Source organism: Paenarthrobacter sp. R1, from assembly GCF_030264015.1.
GTDB classification, from domain to species: domain Bacteria; phylum Actinomycetota; class Actinomycetes; order Actinomycetales; family Micrococcaceae; genus Arthrobacter; species Arthrobacter ureafaciens.
Genome location: NZ_CP127115.1, coordinates 3,862,705 through 3,879,720, shown reverse-complemented (window position 1 = coordinate 3,879,720; position 17,016 = coordinate 3,862,705). Strand labels below are relative to the sequence as shown.

Below are 17,016 nucleotides of genomic sequence, written 5' to 3'. Positions count from 1 at the left end.
CTACTTGGCTTGGCTGCACGGACGTGCGACGGTCAGCCGATGCCGATGGCTCCGGTCAGCATGCCCACGGCGAGCATGACGAGCGAGATGACGGCGGTGCGCCACAGGACCTTCTTGTGGTGGTCGCCGAGGTCCACCTTGGCCAGGGAGACCAGCAGGAGGATTGCCGGAACCAGCGGGCTCTGCAGGTGGAACGGCTGGCCGGTGATGGAGGCCCGGGCCATGTCGACGGCATCGACGCCGTAGTGTGCCGCGGTTTCGCTGAGGACCGGGAGGACACCGAAGTAGAAGGCATCGTTGCTCATGAAGAACGTCATGGGAATGCTGAGCACGCCGGTGATGACGGCCATGAAGGGGCCCATTTCCGAGGGAATGATCTGAACGAGCCACTCGGACATCGCCTTGACCATGCCCGTGCCGTTGAGGACGCCGGTGAGGACTGCGGCTGCCATGACCATGCTGACCACTGCCACGATCGAGGGTGCGTGGGCGATCAGCTGTGCGCCTTGGTCCTTGACCTTGGGGAAGTTCACCAGCAGGGCGATTGCGGAACCGACCATGAAGACGAACGGCAGCGGGACGATGTTGGCAACCAGGGTGACCATGACGGCGACCGTCAGGCCGAGGTTGAACCAGAACAGCTTGGGACGAAGCGTTGAGCGGTTGGGGTCCAGTGCCGTATCCGCCATGGCGGTGTCATGCTCGTCCACCAATTCTTCGGCGCGTTCGAGGACTGCGACGCCGGTGCCTCCCCCGGTGCCCGGCTTGCCGGCGCCTGTGGCTGTGCCGGTACGGCCAAAGCGGGGTCCGCCGTTGCGCGAACCGCCGGCGACAGAACCGCCGCGGCCCTTGCCGCCGTCGAACGCGTCCGAACCGCCGGCGACGTCACCCCAGATTTCCGGAGCGGTGGCGCGGAGGCGGTTGCGTTCCTGCAGGCCGAGCAGCCAGGCGAAGACCAGGACAACGATGAGGCCGACGATCAACGACGGGACCATGGGAACGAAGACGTCGTTGACGTCCAGGTGCAGTGCGGTGGCGGCGCGGGCGGTGGGGCCGCCCCACGGCAGGATGTTCATGGTGCCGTTGGCGAGGCCTGCCACGCAGGTGAGGACCACGGGGCTCATCTTGAGCCGCAGGTAGACAGGCAGCATCGCGGCCGTCGTGAGGATGAAGGTGGTGGAGCCGTCGCCGTCAAGGGAAACCGCCGCAGCGAGGATCGCGGTGCCGAGGACCACCTTGGCGGGGTCGTTGCCGAGCTTGCGGAGGATGAACTTCACCAGCGGATCGAAGAGCCCGACGTCGATCATCAAGCCGAAGTAGATGATCGCGAACATGAGGAGCGCGGCCGTGGACGTCATGGACTTCATCGAATCCATGACCATGGGCCCGATTCCCAGCCCGGCGCCGGCGAAAAGTCCGAAAACGGTGGGGACGATGATCAACGCCAGGACTGGCGTCAGTTTTTTGGTCATGATCAGGACCATGAATACCGCAATCATTGCGAATCCAAGCAAAACCAGCACGGCCGGCTCCTTACTACTGTGAATGGCACACTTCGGTGTGATGCGCACTACAAACCTAGGGTGGTCCCGGTCACGTGCAGGGGTTTGTGGGAATTGATGGAAGTACTGCTCGTTGCGCACGTTTTGCGCATTGTGCTCAATGCTTCAATGGAGATGACGGAAAGGAGCGAAGGTGCGCAGCAGCAATGTCAGCATGCGGTTTTCCACCCAGACGCTCCTTCTCCAACTCGGCGTCGTGCTTCTGGTGGTGCTGCTCAGCGGCGCCGTTCACGCCTGGCTCGTCTATGACCGGATTGGCACTGAAGCCGAGAACCAAGCCCTTACGCTCGCCCGGACCGTCGCCGCCGACCCCGATGTACGGGCCGACGTCCAGGACATCAGCAAGGAGGAAGGCACCCCTCCCCCGCCGGTCCTTCTGCAGGGACCGCTCCAAGCCGCAGCCGAAGCGGCCCGGGTCCGTACCGGCGCCCTGTTTGTGGTGATCACCGACGAGACCGGCCTGCGACTGGCCCACCCTGAACCCGCCCGCCTTGGCGAACGGGTCAGCACGGATCCTTCCGTTGCCCTGGGCGGTGAAGAAATCACCACCCGCAACACCGGCACGTTGGGCCCCTCCGCAGGTGCGAAAGTTCCCGTCTATGCCCCCGGCCCCGCGGACCGGACCGGCACGATCGTGGGCGAAGTCAGCGTGGGGTACTCAGTGGAGTCACTGACCAGGAGCCTTGCCCGGGACATCGTGCCGATCGCCCTGACCGCCGGCGGCGCCCTGCTGGCCGGAGTCCTGGCATCGTTCCTGCTCCGCCACCGCCTGCAGCGCCTGACGTTGGGGCTGGAACCAGAGGAAATCAGCACCCTGGTCCACGATCAGGTGGCCGTGTTGCAGGGCGTGGACGACGGCGTGATCGGCATCGCTGCCGACGGTCGGATTTCGGTCTTCAATGCTGCCGCATCGCGGCTCCTCGACCTTCCGGACATCACCGGCCAGGACTGGGCATCCGCCAACGTTCCCGGCCAGCTCAAGCAACTCACCCGCCCTGCGGCCCAAGACGCCGAGGCCGTCGAGGTTGTGGCCGGTGGACGCGTCCTCGTGGCGAGTGCCCGCAAAGCCTGGCACCGCAAGGAGGACCTCGGTTGGGTGGTCATGCTGCGCGACCGCACCGAACTGCAGCAGCTCACCCGGCAGTTGGACGCGGTCGGAACCATGTCCACGGCCCTGCGCGCCCAACGCCACGAGTTCGCCAACCAGCTCCACACGATTGCCGGCTTCATGAGCATCGGCCAGCACGAACAGGCCAAGACATACCTGGAACGGCTCTCAGCCACGGGACCGCTGAAGTTCCCTGTGGAACAGGCGGAGCTGCTCCAGGATCCCTACCTGCAGGCATTCATCGGCGCCAAGAGCGTGGAAGCCTCCGAACGGGGCGTCAGCCTGCGCATCGGTCCGGAAACCCTGGTACGCGGCCACGTCGTGGATCCCCAGGACGTCACCACAGTGCTCGGCAACCTCATCGACAACGCCGTGAGTGCCGCCGTCGGGGGTTCCGCAGCCGAACGGTGGGTGGAAGTGGAACTGTTGGACGACGCCGGCCACGGCGGGACCTTGCACATAGTGGTGGCAGACTCGGGAGATGGTTTGGCAGGTGCCGGACCCGAGGAGGTCTTCGCGGAAGGATTCACGACGGCGGCGCAACCGTCCGCCGCGGCAGCCGGACAAGGCTTCGGGCTGGCGTTGGTCAGGAACCTGGCGCGTCGCCGGGGCGGCGAGGTCAGGGTTCTGGAGAGCGGCACGCCCGGCGGACCCGGGGCGGTCTTCATGGCCACCGTTCCGGGCGTCATGGGCGGCACGGGTGTGCGGGACGACGACATGGATGCACCGGAAACCGGGACGGGGCCAACGGCGAGGAAGGACAGCATTGGCTGAGGACTTGAGAGTGTTGATCGTGGACGACGACTTCCACGTAGCCAGGCTGCACGCGGCCTACGTCGATTCCGTGGCGGGATTCATGGCGTTGGCGCCCGTGGGCTCAGTGTCCCAGGCGTTGCAGGCGATCCACAGCCTGCGCCCGGACCTCGTGTTGCTGGACGTCTATCTGCCCGACGGTTCAGGGCTTGACCTGCTGGGCCAGCTCGACGTCGATGCCGTGATGCTGACGGCGGCCTCGGATGCGCAATCCATCCGCGTGGCTCTGCGCCGCGGTGCCCTCGGTTACATGCTCAAACCCTTCACCGCGGAATCCCTGTCCCAGCAGCTACGCTCCTACGCCCGGTACCGCCGCATCCTGGGGCAACAAACCAGCGTTGACCAGGCAAGCATCGAGCGGGCCAAGCGTGCCCTGATCCCCGGCGACGTCACGCCGTCGGCCAAACCCCGTTCGGCTACCGAGGCGGCAGTCCTGGAGTCCTTGGTGCCTGGCGAGCAGTATTCGGCGGCCGAAGTCGCAGACCGCGTGGGCGTGTCCCGGGCCACGGCGCAAAGGTACCTGTCCTCGCTCGCGGACGATGGCGCCGTCGAAATCCAACTGCGCTACGGGACCACGGGCCGCCCGGAACACCGCTACGGCATCCCGGGCTGACCCATCTGAGTCGCAATTGTGCGCGTTTTGAGCACGCTAAACGCGCTTAACTGCGACCCAGTTGGGTGCGCTACGCGGACTTCTGTGCCACCAGTTCGATCTCCACCAGCATCTGCGGATCAAGGAACGGCAGAACGTGCACCAGGGAAAGGGTGGGCCGGATCTCGCCGAAAACTTCACCGTGTGCGCGGCCGGCGTCTTCCCACTTGCTGATTTCCGTCAGGTAGAGCTTGGACTGAACAACGTCCGCGTAGGAGAAGCCGGCTTCTTCCAGGACGGCGCCGAGCTTCTCGAGGATGTACTTGGTCTGCGAGTAGAAGTCATCGCCCACAATCTGAGGTGTGTCAAGGATGTGAGACAGCCGGGTAGTTTCTTTTCGGTCAGGCAGCAGCGGGCAGGGGCTGGCTGTTGGTTGTGAAGTTGGCCATTGCCGTCGCCGGCGGGAGACCCTTGTTGTTGGTGTGAGGCCGCCAGCGGTTGTAGAACACTTCGATATAGCGCATCGTGGCCCGTCTGGCGTCCTGGCGGGTCTCGAAGCTGTGGTGATGGTAGAACTCGTTTTTCAGCGATGAGAACAGCGATTCGGCTACGGCATTGTCCCAACACACCCCGGTAGCGCCCATCGATTGGCGTATCTTGTTTCCGGCGCACCAGGCGCCCATTTCGCGGGACGTGTACTGCGTGCCGCGATCGCTGTGAAAGATGGCGTTCGGGGTCAGGTGGCCGCGGTCTCTGGCCATCCTCAGGGCCCCGGTAACCAACGAGGCGCGCATGTGGTCCGCCATGGCCCAACCGACGACCATCCTGGTGCACAGGTCAATGACGGTGGCCAGATACAGCCAGCCCTCACCGGTCCGCAAGTAGGTAATATCGCCCACCAAACGGGTGCCCGGGGCATCTGCCGTGAAGTCCCGGCCGATGAGGTCCGCGAAGACCTTGTCCGGATCCGAGGCTATGGTGGTGCGCTTGAAGGCGCGCATCCGCTTTGCCGCCCATCCGTTCTCAGCCATGATCCCCGCCACGGTGCCCACCGACACCTCGATGCCGGCGGCAACAAGTTTGGTATGCACCATGCGGTGACCGAAGATCCCGTCAGAGGAATCGAAGACGGTCCTCACCTGGTCCGTCAGGTCCCGGTGACGGGCCGCGGTCGGTGTCTCCTCAGCGTCCCGCCACCGGTAGTACGAGGCCCGTGGAAGCCCCAACTGCCGGCACATCCATGCCACTGGAAAGTCGGCGTTCTCCTCCTGAACAACGCGGTAGAGATCTTCTACCGCTGTTCTTTGGCGAAGAACGCCGAAACTTTTTTCAGGAAATCATTCTCCCGCTCGAGCTCCCGCAGCCGGGCCTCCATGGCTTTGAATTTCACCGGATCTACCGGGTCATCGGGCTTGCCACCGCTTTCCTGATCAGCCTCACGGGCCAACCGAATCCACCGCTTCAGAGCAGTCAACGAGATCCCGAGATCAGCAGCAACGGCAGGCAACGGACGCCCCGAAGACGCCGCCAAAGCGACGGCATCGGCCTTGAACTCATCGGAATAGGTAGGTCGAGCAGACATGAGCACAATCCTTTCAAACTGTGTCTCACATCAGTAGTACACCTCACCCGGCCTGTTGCCGGGTTTTCCGAGGAAAACTCTAGGACCGGGAGAGCTCAAGCCTGTAAACGAACAACTTTATGTCGGTGCCGGGAACGAACCAGTCCCGTTCGGGGACCCGGTCGAAACCGGTCCGGTTGTAGAGGGCGTTGGCGCTCTCCCACGTGGCGCCGGTGGTGAGGCACACGGCATTGATGCCGTCGCTCGCCTTGGCCTGCTCGACGACGGCACTCACCAAGGCAGTGCCCGCGCCGGAGCGCTGCACCGCCGGATCCACCACGAGGGTCCGCAGCTCCAGCTCGCCGTCCAAGCCAATGTCGGAGAAACCGCCTCCGGCGGGAGCCGCGGTCACTGAGCCGATGATGGTCCCGTCGCGTTCGGCCACCAAGACGTCCGCATGCTGCGCCCGGCCTGCCACGTTCTTAAGCTCCTGCAGGTACGGGTGATCCGCGCTGCCGTAGTACCCCGCAGTGACGTATGAATCCTGCGTTATGCGGGCAACGGCGTCGTAGTCTTCGGGAAGGGCGGGACGGACAGTAATCGGCGAAAGCACCTGTCAATGGTATTTGTAACCGGGCGTTGCATTCGGCGAAACAGCGCTTTCCGTGACAGAACTATCACTCCTGTGTGTGTCACCCGGTATCGCGGGATTGAGTCCGATTGCGCGCTATGAAGCCCGGTTTCGCCCCGTTGCGGCCTTGTTTCGGAAGGCTGGCGCCCTGAGCCGCGGCCATGCTGAAGTGGGCAAACCTGACCACGCCACCCCAAAACCAAAGGAATCGACCATGCCCACACCACCGCGCCAGCTGCACCTCAACGCGTTCCTCATGAGCACCGGCCACCACGAGGCCTCCTGGCGGCTCCCGGAAAGCGACCCCTTGGCCTCCACCAGGATCGAGCATTACCAAAACCTGGCCCGCACCGCCGAACGCGGAAAGCTGGACTCGATTTTCTTCGCCGACTCCCCCGTGCTCTTCGGCGAGGTGGGGCGCCGCCCTGCCGGCAAGCTGGAACCCACCGTCCTGCTCACCGCCATCGCAGGAGCGACACAGAAGATCGGCCTGATCGCCACCGCCTCCACCACCTACAACGAGCCCTTCAACCTTGCACGCCGTTTCGCTTCGGTGGACTGGGTCAGCGGCGGGCGGGCCGGGTGGAACGTTGTCACGACGGCGGGACCGGACGCGGCGCGCAACTTCGGCGTCGACGACCAGCCGGCCCACGCCGTCCGCTATGAGCGCGCCGCCGAGTTCATCGACGTGGCCCAAAAACTCTGGGACAGCTGGGAGGACGACGCCGTGCCCGCGGACAAGGCCGCCGGCGTCTGGGGCGACTCCACCAGGATCCGGGCAATAGAACACGAAGGCAAGCACTTCCGGGTCCGCGGCCCGCTCAATGTCCCTCGTTCTCCGCAGGGCCACCCGCTGATCGTCCAGGCCGGCTCCTCCGATAACGGCAAGAAGCTCGCAGCCCACTACGCCGAAGCCGTGTTCACCGCCCACCAAACACTGGCAGACGGGCAAGCCTTCTATGCAGACCTCAAAGCACGGACCGTGGCGGCGGGCCGTGATCGTGACAGCATCAAGATCCTCCCGGGCATCGTTCCCGTGATCGGGTCCACCGAGGCCGAGGCCCTCCGGCTCGAGCGCGAACTCGATGAACTGATCAAACCCGAATACGCCCGCGAGCAGCTGGCCAAGACCCTCCGGCTCGCACCCGAAGACCTGCCATTGGACCGCCAACTCCCGGCCGATCTTCCATCGGAGGACGACATCGAGGGCGCCAAGAGCCGCTACACCCTGATCGTGGAATTGGCGCGGCGCGAGCATCTCACCGTCCGGCAGCTCATCGGTCGTTTGGGCGGCGGGCGCGGGCACCGGACATTCTCCGGCACCCCCGAACAAGTGGCGGACGCCATTCAGGACTGGTTCGACGCGGGAGCAGCGGACGGCTTCAACATCATGCCCCCGGTGCTTCCATCAGGTTTGGAAGTGTTCGTGGACCAGGTGGTGCCGATCCTTCAGCGGCGTGGACTGTTCCGTACCGAATACACGGCTTCCACCTTGCGGGGACACTATGGCCTGGAGCGGCCGGTCAACCGCTTCGCGGGCGCACCCGCTCGGGAGCTAACCTCGATCGGATCCGGCTTCTAGCGGTAGTTGGCGATGGCCAGTGCGCGGATCATGGGAGCCCTACAGAGGGAACTTTCCGGAGAGCTCCAGCGTGGCCGCGCACGTCCAGGCCGCCAACCGGTCTTCGGTGCTTGGGCCGCCGTCGAGCGGGCTTGTCAGCTTTGGCCTGCGGACCCAGCAACCGGCCTCCTCGGCTATCAAGGCCCCGGCGGCGTAATCGTGTTCGTTGAGGCCCCGCTCGCCAAAGGCGTCCACGGTGCCGTCGGCGACGAAGCACAAGTCCAGTGCTGCCGAACCCAACCGCCGCACATCAGCGAAGCCCTCCATGAGCTCACCCAGCCCGTCCACCTGGTTGGCGCGGGTGGAGGGGTCATAGCTGAAGCCCGTTGCCAGGATCAGCCCTTTCCTCCCCGGGACCGGGCCCGTCAGCTGCGTTGATGTCCCGGCAACCTCAACCCATGCGCCGTGCCCGCGGGCCGCCGAGTAGACGCGGCCCAGCGCCGGCGCGTGGACCACGCCGGCAAGCCACACGCCGTCGGCATCTGCCACGGCAACGGACGTGGCGTAGTAAACAATGTTGCGGATGAAGTTGGTGGTGCCGTCCAGCGGATCGATGGACCAGCGATAGCCGGACGCCTGCTCCGGCCGGGTGGTTCCTTGTTCCTCGCCCGTGATCGTGTCGTGTGGCCGTGCCTGGGCGATGGCCCGGCTGACGGCGTTCTCCGCTGCGAGATCGAACTCCGTTACCCAGTCCCCGGCTTCGCCCTTGTTACTCATTCCGAGGCCGTCACCACCGCTTCCGGTGACCGAACGTTGGGCAAGCACTGAGGCTCCCGCTGCGGCCGCCGTTTTGGCGACCTCCAGCAATTCCAGGACGTCGGCGGGCGAATGCCCGGCGCTCATTCGGATTCCCCTTCCCGCGCGGCAGCTTCATCGACGTTCTCCTGGCCTTCAGACGTGGCGGGCTGACCTTCCGGCGCAGCTGGCCCATTGGCCAGGAGCTCACGGAATCCGTCCTCATCCAACACCGGGATCCCGAGCTGTTCCGCTTTGTCCAGCTTGGTACCAGCGCTTTCCCCGGCCACCAGATAGCTGGTGTTCTTCGATACCGAGCCTGCCGCCTTGCCACCACGGATGATGATGGCTTCCTTGGCCTCATCCCGGCTGAAGTTCGGCAGGGTTCCCGTGACCACCACGGTCAGTCCTTCAAGCGTGCGCGGAGTAGCCGTATCCCGGTCATCCTCCATCCGAACGCCGGCGGCAGCCCACCTGTCCACGATCTCGTTGTGCCAGTCAACCGCGAACCATTCCTTAAGGGCAGCCGCAATGGTCGGTCCGACGCCGTCCACATGGGCCAGTTGTTCCTCGGTCGCATTCCGAATGGCATCCATGCTTCCGAAGTTGGTTGCCAGTGCCCGCGAGGCGGTGGGACCGACGTGGCGGATGGACAACGCTACAAGCACCCGCCACAGGGGCTGCTTCTTGGCTTTCTCCAGCTCCGTGAAAAGCTTCTCCGTGGTGGCAGTGGGCTTTGACGGCGTCTTGGCCGTGGCTTTCGTATAGAAGTAGGGAACGAGTTCGTACTGGCCTGTGCCGACGCCCTTGGATTTCTTCTCGCGGCGGATCATCACGTTTGCCAGATCTTCGCGCGTCAAGTCAAACAGCGCGGCCTCGCTGGTCAGCGGGGGAATCTCCGGTTCTGCGGGCTGGGTCAAAGCGATAGCCGCTTCCCAGCCGAGGGCCTCGATATCGAAGGCGCCACGGCTGGCCACGTGGAAGACCCGCTCACGCAACTGGGAAGGGCAGGACTTTCCATTGGGGCAGCGGATGTCCACGTCGCCCTCCTTGGAAGGCGCGAGCGGAGTGCCGCAGGAAGGGCATTCGGTGGGCATGACGAATTCGCGGACGGGCGGATCCTGCTTATCGCGGAGCGCCAGTACCGGACCGACAATTTCGGGGATGACGTCACCGGCTTTGCGAAGAATCACGATGTCGCCGATCATCACGCCTTTGGCTTTGACGACGTCCTGGTTGTGCAGCGTAGCCATGCCCACGGTGGAGCCGGACACCTTGACGGGCTCCATCAACCCGAACGGAGTGACACGTCCGGTCCGGCCGACGTTGACCATGATGTCCAGCAGTTTGGTGTGGACCTCTTCCGGCGGGTACTTGTACGCGGCGGCCCACCTCGGCACGCGGGAGGTGTAGCCGAGTGCGCGTTGGGTGGCGAAGTCATCGATCTTCACCACGATGCCGTCGATCTCGTGCAGGAGGCCGTGGCGGTGTTCGCCGTAGTGGGCAATGAATTCCAGGACGCCGTCGTAAGAGTCCAGGACCTTCGAGTAGGGACTGACCGGGAGTCCCCATTCGCCCAGGAGCTTGTAGGTCTCCGACTGGCTGGCCGCATCCAGCCCTTCACGCGCCCCGATGCCGTGGACGAACATGCTGAGGGGACGCTTGGCGGTCTCCGCCGGATCTTTTTGCCGGAGCGAACCCGCGGCGGCGTTGCGGGGGTTGGCCAGCGGCGCCTTGCCCGCTGCCACCAACGAGTCGTTGAATTCCGCGAAAGCCTTGGACGGAATGAAGACCTCGCCGCGGATCTCAACTTCGGACGGATAGCCCGAGCCGCTGAGCTGCCGCGGGATCTCCTTGATGGTCAGGACGTTATGGGTGATGTCCTCACCCGTGGTGCCATCGCCGCGGGTAGCAGCGCGCACCAGCTTGCCGTCCCGGTACAGCAGGTTCACGGCCAGGCCATCGATCTTCAACTCGGTCAACCACGAGATCGGCGGGACCCTGTCCCCGAGCTTGGCCACCGACGCCTCGACCTTCCGCACCCAGGCCTCCAGCTCGTCGAGCGAGAACACGTCATCGAGGCTGTACATCCGTTGGAGGTGCTCGACGGCGGCAAAAGCCGCGGAGACCTCACCGCCCACTTCCTGGGTGGGTGAATCATTCGCGACGAGCTCCGGATGGAGGGCTTCCAATTCCTCCAGGCGCCGGTACAGGAGGTCATATTCAGCGTCGGAAACAGTGGGAGCGTCTTCTTGGTAATACGCGTACCGGTACTTCCGGACCAGGTCAACCAGTTCCTGGTACTCTTCCCGGAGGTTTTCCGACGGCGGCGCACCCTCCTCTACGGCGACGGCGGCTGTGGCCATGGATGTGGTGCTGACCCGATCTGGATTCTCTGGTGTGCTCACAGGTCTATCTTGCTATACACCCCGGACATTATGTGGCGGGCCGCTCAGTGCGACGACAGGCGGTTCTTGCTCCACAGCGCGAACGCAAGGCCGCCCAAACCAACAAGCAGTACCCCGCCCAGGATGCCGAAAAGCCCCAGCATGTTGGGCCCGGAGAAGTTGCCCGTGGCCAGGACTGCGGCCTGGGTTTCTTTGCCCTGATCGATCGGCGTGTCCCAATTGGAGGACTTCGAGGGACTCGGCGAGGCAGACCGCGTCGCACTCGCCGTGGCGGTGGCTGTAGCGGTGGGTGCCGCCGTCGGAGTTTCCGACGGCGTTTCGGCCACCTCAGGCTCTAGAGTCGCCGGGGCTTGGACTACGGCGGGCTGCGGCGCTTGGACGGCCGGCGCGGGAGCTGCCGGAGCCGGAGCAGGCGCGGGTTGCTTCCGGTCGTGGACGCGGGTTGGTTCAGGCGCGGGCTTCACGTCACGGTCCGGCGCCGGCTTGGTATTCGTTACTTCAGGTGCGAGGACCTGTTCGGTGGGAGTCGGATCTCCCGGGGCTTCCACGGAGGGACAACTTCCCGCCGTCTCCGGGATGCAGGGCGCTGCGTGGGCAGTGCCCTGCGGTGCCAGCCATACGGCGGCGGCGAGCAGTACGCCCGCCACAACGGCAGGGACGCGGCGCCGACTGGAGGCGGGCACGGCGGCAGGGAGAACGGTGGGTTGCATGGGGCATGACCTCGCTGGGGGCGTTGGGGCGCTTTGAGCGGTCCGGAAGTGCGGTACGTTTCCGGCATCCTCCTACACACACCAGCGAAGACGCAAATCCTAGCTCCGGTTTTCGGGCGGCATGGCAACCTGCAGTTTCCGTACTTTGCCGCGTCCCACGATGTACCCGCGGCCCGGGATGAAGTCCTTGCTGAGCCGTCCCAGTGACGTGTTGAGGAGGCTGTCCCCTTCCACGTCGCCGGGGTTGAGCAGCAGTCCTCTGCGCCCGGATTTGAAGGGCTGCGCCAAGGACCACGCCTGCGACCATGTGGAGGTTTCGGACTCGCCAACTACCCACTGGTCGGCCTTGATGGCGGCCGTCACCAAGCGACCGACGCCGGACTCGGCGAGGGTATCCGTGAACTCCGTGAGGCCCTCAATGAAGATCGCCATGGTGCCCGGGTTGTCGCTTGCCTTGTCCACCAGGTCATCCACGACGTCGGACACCTCGTCCGGACCCACCAGGGCACGGCTCCAGATGTTCAAGGAGGCAACCGTGGAACGGCGCGAGCCGATGTAGATGAGGTCGGTCCGCGGGTTGGACCGGCGCAGTGCGTAGGCCAACGTAACCAGTGCCACCGTTCGCCCGGAACCCGGAGGCCCTGCCAGCAGCAAGGGGCCTTTCGCGGCAATGGCGGCGGAGCCGAGGGTCTCGTCGTCGACGCCGATGATGGGATTGTCCACGGCTCCCACGGGCAGGATGTCCAGGTCCACCAGTTCGGGGAGCCGTTGGATCTGTGGAGCCTGGCTGAGTCCCTGCCGGAGCATGGCTTGGCTGAGCTTGGACACTTCGCGCGCCTGCAGGGCCAGGTTGGAGTTCCCGCCCAGCACCGCCAGCTGCACTTCCAATCCGTCCAGGAGCCCGCGCCCCGGAGGTGACGCTGCGTTCAGCACGTCCTTGGGGACGTCCAGCGTCATGTAGTCGTCTTCCGAGCTCAAGCGAAGCACCAGCCGCTTCTGGATGGAGGCAAGGAGCGACGCCGGTACGGAGTTGGGTCGGTCGCCGCTCACCACGAGGTGGATACCGAGGGGACGGCCGTCCGTGGCGAGCTGCAGGAAGATATCCCACAGCGAAGAAAGGTTGCTGTATTCGTAGGATTCGCGGAAGGAGGACATGCCGTCCACCATGACGAAAATGCGCTTCTCATCCGGCCGGTCAGCCAATTGGCGGTATTCGACGATGGTGGAAGCCCGGACTTCGGCAAACCTCGTGGCCCTCTCATCCGCGATCTCCTTGAGCCAGCGCAGCAGGCGGCCGACGCGTTCGACGTCGTCGCCGTTGATGACCTCTCCCACGTGCGGTAGGCCCTCAAGCATCTTCAGGCCCGAAGATCCGCAGTCGATGCCGTAGACGTGTACGGGACCGCCGCGGGGCGTCACGGCAGCGGCAATGGCGATGCCGCGCAGTGCCGCCGACTTACCTGAACCACCCGTGCCGTAGACGGCCATGTTGCCGTCCTTGTCCGGCTCGTAGAACACCGTGGGCTGGTCCTGGTGGGCGGGATCGTCCGCAACGCCAAGAAGGAGCCGTTCATCGGTACGGGGGTTGGGCAGCTTGGAGAAGTCGTACGTGGTGGCCAGCTCGTTAAGCCAAGGCTTGCGCGGCGGCTCGATTGCCAGGACGTCAGCCGCCCTGATGATGTTGGCCGTCATCCGTGCGATGTCGTTCGGTCCGGCCGGTTCCTCGGCGATATCCGTCGCAGGCGGCGGCTCCCAGGAAGGTCCGGAGCCGAAGGCCATCTCCACGATGTCGATGCGGGGCCGTTGCGGCTTCTCCGTGGTCCAGCCGCCGGCATAACCGGTCTGGAAACCCTGGATCCTCCCGGGCCCGGTCTTCGCCGCACCGCGGCCCGGGATGGAGGGATCGAAGTAGGCGGCTGTCGGAACACCAAGAATGTCCACGGCATCCACTTCATCGGCCATGCGCAGGGCGACGCGGAGGTTGGTGTTGGCGCGCAGGTTGTCCTTGATGACGCCGGCCGGCCGCTGCGTGGCAAGGATCAAGTGCAGGCCAAGGGAACGGCCACGCGCGGCCACGTCAACAACGCCGTCCACGAATTCGGGGACCTCGGTGGCCAGCGCGGCGAATTCGTCCACGATGATGATGAGGTAGGGCGGAGCCTCGGGGTCCGCTTCGCGCTGCAGGGCGAGCAGGTCCTTGGCCTTCTTCCGGTTCAGGAGCCGTTCGCGGTAGTGCAGCTCGGCACGGAGCGAGGTCAGGGCACGCCGGACAAGGTGCGGCGAGAGGTCGGTGACCAGGCCAACGGTATGCGGCAGGTGCAGGCAGTCCGCGAACGCAGCTCCACCTTTGTAATCGACAAAGAGGAAGCTCACCCGGTCCGGGCTGTACGCAGCAGCCATGCCCATGACCCAGGACTGGAGGAACTCCGACTTGCCTGCACCGGTGGTTCCACCCACCAGGGCGTGGGGGCCCTCGTTCTTCAGGTCCAGGTAGAACGGCTCAACACCCTTGGAACCAACCAAGGCCCGGAGGCTGCCGTTGTCCTTGCGGTTGGGCACGGCGGTGGCATGGACAGAGTTGTTTTCCTGCCAGCGCTCGGCCACGGCCTGTGGGTTGTCCATCAGGTCCTTGCCGATCAACGTGGCGTAGGAAACGGCGCGCGGCAGGTCCGAGTCGTCCTCGAGCGGGTTGCCGACGTCCACCAGCGGAGACATCATGCGGGCCAGTTGCGTGGCCAGCTCAACGTCGAGGCTTTCGCAGCTCACCGGATAGGTGTGCCGGCCCAGCCGGACCTGGCCCGTCGTGGTGCCGTGATCGCCGTCGACCGAGAGGAAGTCCCGGCATGCGGCAGGCAACGACTGCACGTTGGCGGCCACCCACATGACGTGGACGCCAAAATCCGGACCGCGTTCCACCAAACGGGTAAGGCGTCCACGGTCCACGGGTGCATCGTCTTCCACCACCACCAACACCGTGGGCACAACAGGTCCGGGAGTCTCTTCGTGCTCATTCTTCAGCCCGGGCCGGGGCTGTTGACCCGGTTCCTTGGCCTGGGCTTCACGCTGCTCAACCAGGTCTTCCAGCCGGGACAACAGCGCGGAGCCTGCACCCGGGCCGGCGGCAAGATGGTCGCCCGTGAGGGGGCTGTGGCCTGAGCCGACGTGGGGCAGCCATTGCAGCCAGTCCCAGCGTTCGCGGGACCGCGGGGACGTCAGTGCCGTGAGGACGAGTTCCGCGGGCGAGTGGAGGCCCACCAACTGAAGCACCATGCCGCGCGCGACGTCGTCCACCACGCTGCGGTCCCCGGCCACGCCGAAGGAGCCGGACGCGCGCAGCTGCGACACGATGGGCACGCCTTCGATCACCCGCACCTGCTGCAGGCATTCCTGGATTTCCCGCATGTACTTCGGCTCGGTTTCGTTGGCCCCCGGCTCGTCGAACTGGATGCGGGACGGCGCGGAGCCCAGGCCGAAGCGGACGCTCAGGAAGTGCTGGTGCTCGGGCCTGTTGGTCCACAGCAGCGGACCCAGCTTATAGATGGCATCCACCGTGTCGCTGACCGATGGCGCCTCTTGCAGGCGGACCGCTCGTTCGATGTTCTGCTGCCGGTCGATGTCTTCCCGGAACGCCAGCATGGCAGCGTTGAACTGCTTGTGCCCTTCCTTGGCCTGCCGCTTGCCCTGCATCTTGTGGTCCACGTAGTGCCCCACGATGAACAGCGGCATCATGGCCATGAAGATGACGGAGAGGATGTTTTGCGTCAGGGCGAACAGAACGCCGCCCATCAGCAGCGGCGTGACCAGCATGATGTACGGGAACGGCTGGTGTTCAGGGCGTTTGGGGCCCGCCGGCGGCACGCGCTTGGGCGACTCGAACCGGGGAACCACCCGCGGCGACCTGTTGAAGTCAACCAACGGCGAGGTGGGTCCTCCGGAGTGGTTGCGCGAGAGCGAAACGACGCCCACGGTGGTGTCGCCCAATGTCACGGTGTCCGAGGATTCCAGCGTGGCCCGCGTGACGGGCAGCCCGTCCATGAGGAGCCCGTTGGCGGAGTTCGTGTCGACGATTTCCACCGTCTCCCCCACCGTGATGCGGGCATGCCGCTTGGACGTCAGGGGGTCGGACAGCCTGACGTCGGCGTCCCGGTCCCGGCCGATGTAGCTGGTTCCGAACGGCAGCGAAAACTCGCGGCCGGCGTCGGGCCCTGCCATGACGCGCAGGGTAGCTGCCGCCGGTCCGCGGTTGGTGCCGGGCGCGTTCGAGGCGAATTGTTCGCTCACCTGGGTCAGGGACACCTTCGAACCGGGCCGCAGCCCGGATTCCAGCAGGTTGTCGGTCGGGCGCAGAACCTGGCCGGACAGCCCGCCGCCAACAAACGCCTCATCCACGCTGATGGAGAGGTTCGACGGCGGTTCGGTCCCCTTCCGCGCGGGGTCCGCGGCCCACAGTTCCGTGGCGATGTCGGCCACTGTGGCACGGCCATCCACCGTGACGGCCAGGTCCTTGGCTTCCGCGGGATCCCGCCGCAGGGTCAGGCGAAACTTCATCCTTCGTCGACTCCACTCTCAGTCTCAAGCAAGTACAGGTCGGCCGGGGTGACCAGGTGTGAGGTCACGGCGTGCTCGACGAGCCGGGCACGCCGGTTGGTGGCGAGCTTCCCGGCGCCGCCGCGGAGCCCCACGACACCCACGCGGTCGAGTTTGTCGCACACGTTGTCCAGCTTCCGGTTGAACCGGGTCAGCGCCCATCCCAAGCGTTTGGCGGCCTCCGCGGACGACGGGATGGCACTGAATCCGGTGCCATCCCGACGCAGCATGGGTTCGGCCAGGGCCACGATGAGCGCCTTTTGCGAATCGGTGAAAACAACGGGCCCGATGGTGGTGTCCCCCGCCTGGTCCTCGTCCCGGGCTTCGTGCCGGAAGGACGGAGTCTTCAGGTGGACGGCGAATTCGTAGGTGGTGGGGCCCGCCGTGAAAATGACGTTCGTGTGGCTGAAGACCAGCGGGATCCGCGCGCCCGGAGCAAGCCAGGCCTGCATGCCGCCCGAGCCGTCGGCGATGGTTGCCGACAACATGCTCCCCACGTTGCTCAGCCACCAAATTCCGTCGTAACGGGCAATTTGCAGGAAGCGGCGGTGCAGGTAGGGATTGTCATCTACTTCAAGGTCGCCTTCGCGGCCGATGTCGAATACATCCTCATCTGACGGTTCGTACCATTCGCCACAGAAATCTATTGCTAGATCCCCCATGATCTGTGCCTCCTTGCAGGACTGTT

Annotated in this window: 11 protein-coding genes and 2 pseudogenes; 3 read left to right on the top strand and 10 right to left on the bottom strand. The window is 65.2% G+C overall.

Features of this window, described 5'->3' with window-relative positions:
- Nucleotides 1-32: 32 nt before the first annotated feature.
- On the bottom strand, nt 33-1,523 hold the full coding sequence (locus QN084_RS18500; protein ID WP_021471376.1) for a CitMHS family transporter: 1,491 nt from the start codon (nt 1,521-1,523) through the stop codon (nt 33-35).
- 193 nt (nt 1,524-1,716) lie between these two features.
- On the opposite strand from QN084_RS18500, the gene QN084_RS18495 reads away from it, so the two are divergent.
- Nucleotides 1,717-3,444: a sensor histidine kinase gene (locus tag QN084_RS18495; RefSeq protein ID WP_069696422.1), complete on the top strand. Its 1,728-nt coding sequence runs from the start codon at nt 1,717-1,719 to the stop codon at nt 3,442-3,444.
- Nucleotides 3,437-4,096 carry a response regulator gene (locus QN084_RS18490; RefSeq protein ID WP_031216188.1) on the top strand — a complete coding sequence of 220 codons (660 nt, stop codon included), beginning with the start codon at nt 3,437-3,439 and terminating at the stop codon, nt 4,094-4,096. The genes QN084_RS18495 and QN084_RS18490 overlap by 8 nt, the downstream gene beginning before the upstream one ends.
- A 70-nt stretch (nt 4,097-4,166) precedes the next feature.
- Here QN084_RS18490 and QN084_RS18485 read toward each other — a convergent pair.
- From QN084_RS18485 to QN084_RS18470, 4 genes and pseudogenes are all read right to left on the bottom strand, one after another.
- A pseudogene (locus QN084_RS18485) lies at nt 4,167-4,430 on the bottom strand (Rid family hydrolase); the annotation flags it as partial.
- A 46-nt stretch (nt 4,431-4,476) separates the two neighbouring features.
- Nucleotides 4,477-5,331: pseudogene (locus QN084_RS18480) on the bottom strand (IS3 family transposase); the annotation flags it as partial.
- Between the two features lie 35 nt (nt 5,332-5,366).
- Nucleotides 5,367-5,657: a transposase gene (locus tag QN084_RS18475; protein WP_062098648.1), complete on the bottom strand. Its 291-nt coding sequence runs from the start codon at nt 5,655-5,657 to the stop codon at nt 5,367-5,369.
- A gap of 79 nt (nt 5,658-5,736) precedes the next feature.
- The gene (locus QN084_RS18470) at nt 5,737-6,249 is read right to left on the bottom strand and encodes a GNAT family N-acetyltransferase (protein WP_062095846.1); all 513 of its coding nucleotides are present in this window, start codon (nt 6,247-6,249) and stop codon (nt 5,737-5,739) included.
- A gap of 232 nt (nt 6,250-6,481) precedes the next feature.
- Between QN084_RS18470 and QN084_RS18465 the strand changes: the two genes are divergently transcribed.
- Nucleotides 6,482-7,849 (top strand): LLM class flavin-dependent oxidoreductase, encoded by a 1,368-nt coding sequence (locus tag QN084_RS18465; RefSeq protein ID WP_021471381.1) that lies wholly within the window; start codon nt 6,482-6,484, stop codon nt 7,847-7,849.
- 39 nt (nt 7,850-7,888) lie between these two features.
- Here the strand turns inward: QN084_RS18465 and QN084_RS18460 are convergent, their stop codons facing one another.
- The 5 genes from QN084_RS18460 to QN084_RS18440 all read right to left on the bottom strand — a co-directional run bounded on the left by QN084_RS18460 (nt 7,889) and on the right by QN084_RS18440 (nt 16,990).
- The gene (locus QN084_RS18460; RefSeq protein WP_021471382.1) at nt 7,889-8,731 is read right to left on the bottom strand and encodes an inositol monophosphatase family protein; all 843 of its coding nucleotides are present in this window, start codon (nt 8,729-8,731) and stop codon (nt 7,889-7,891) included.
- Nucleotides 8,728-11,031, bottom strand: a complete 2,304-nt coding sequence (gene ligA, locus QN084_RS18455) for an NAD-dependent DNA ligase LigA (RefSeq protein WP_031216190.1) — start codon at nt 11,029-11,031, stop codon at nt 8,728-8,730. The genes QN084_RS18460 and ligA overlap by 4 nt, the downstream gene beginning before the upstream one ends.
- Before the next feature lie 44 nt (nt 11,032-11,075).
- Nucleotides 11,076-11,741: a hypothetical protein gene (locus tag QN084_RS18450; protein ID WP_021471384.1), complete on the bottom strand. Its 666-nt coding sequence runs from the start codon at nt 11,739-11,741 to the stop codon at nt 11,076-11,078.
- A gap of 99 nt (nt 11,742-11,840) precedes the next feature.
- The gene (locus QN084_RS18445) at nt 11,841-16,289 is read right to left on the bottom strand and encodes a type VII secretion EssC family protein (RefSeq protein WP_069694779.1); all 4,449 of its coding nucleotides are present in this window, start codon (nt 16,287-16,289) and stop codon (nt 11,841-11,843) included.
- Entirely contained in the window at nt 16,286-16,990 is a 705-nt protein-coding gene (locus QN084_RS18440; protein WP_021471386.1) for a hypothetical protein, read from the bottom strand. The genes QN084_RS18445 and QN084_RS18440 overlap by 4 nt, the downstream gene beginning before the upstream one ends.
- Nucleotides 16,991-17,016: the final 26 nt, after the last annotated feature.

Coding starts and splice junctions, on each gene's coding strand:
- QN084_RS18495 (WP_069696422.1), top strand. CDS start 1,717: ATGCGGTTTTCCACCCAGACGCTCCTTCTCCAACTCGGCGTCGTGCTT.
- QN084_RS18475 (WP_062098648.1), bottom strand. CDS start 5,657: ATGTCTGCTCGACCTACCTATTCCGATGAGTTCAAGGCCGATGCCGTC.
- QN084_RS18465 (WP_021471381.1), top strand. CDS start 6,482: ATGCCCACACCACCGCGCCAGCTGCACCTCAACGCGTTCCTCATGAGC.
- QN084_RS18460 (WP_021471382.1), bottom strand. CDS start 8,731: ATGAGCGCCGGGCATTCGCCCGCCGACGTCCTGGAATTGCTGGAGGTC.
- QN084_RS18450 (WP_021471384.1), bottom strand. CDS start 11,741: ATGCAACCCACCGTTCTCCCTGCCGCCGTGCCCGCCTCCAGTCGGCGC.
- QN084_RS18445 (WP_069694779.1), bottom strand. CDS start 16,289: ATGAAGTTTCGCCTGACCCTGCGGCGGGATCCCGCGGAAGCCAAGGAC.
- QN084_RS18440 (WP_021471386.1), bottom strand. CDS start 16,990: ATGGGGGATCTAGCAATAGATTTCTGTGGCGAATGGTACGAACCGTCA.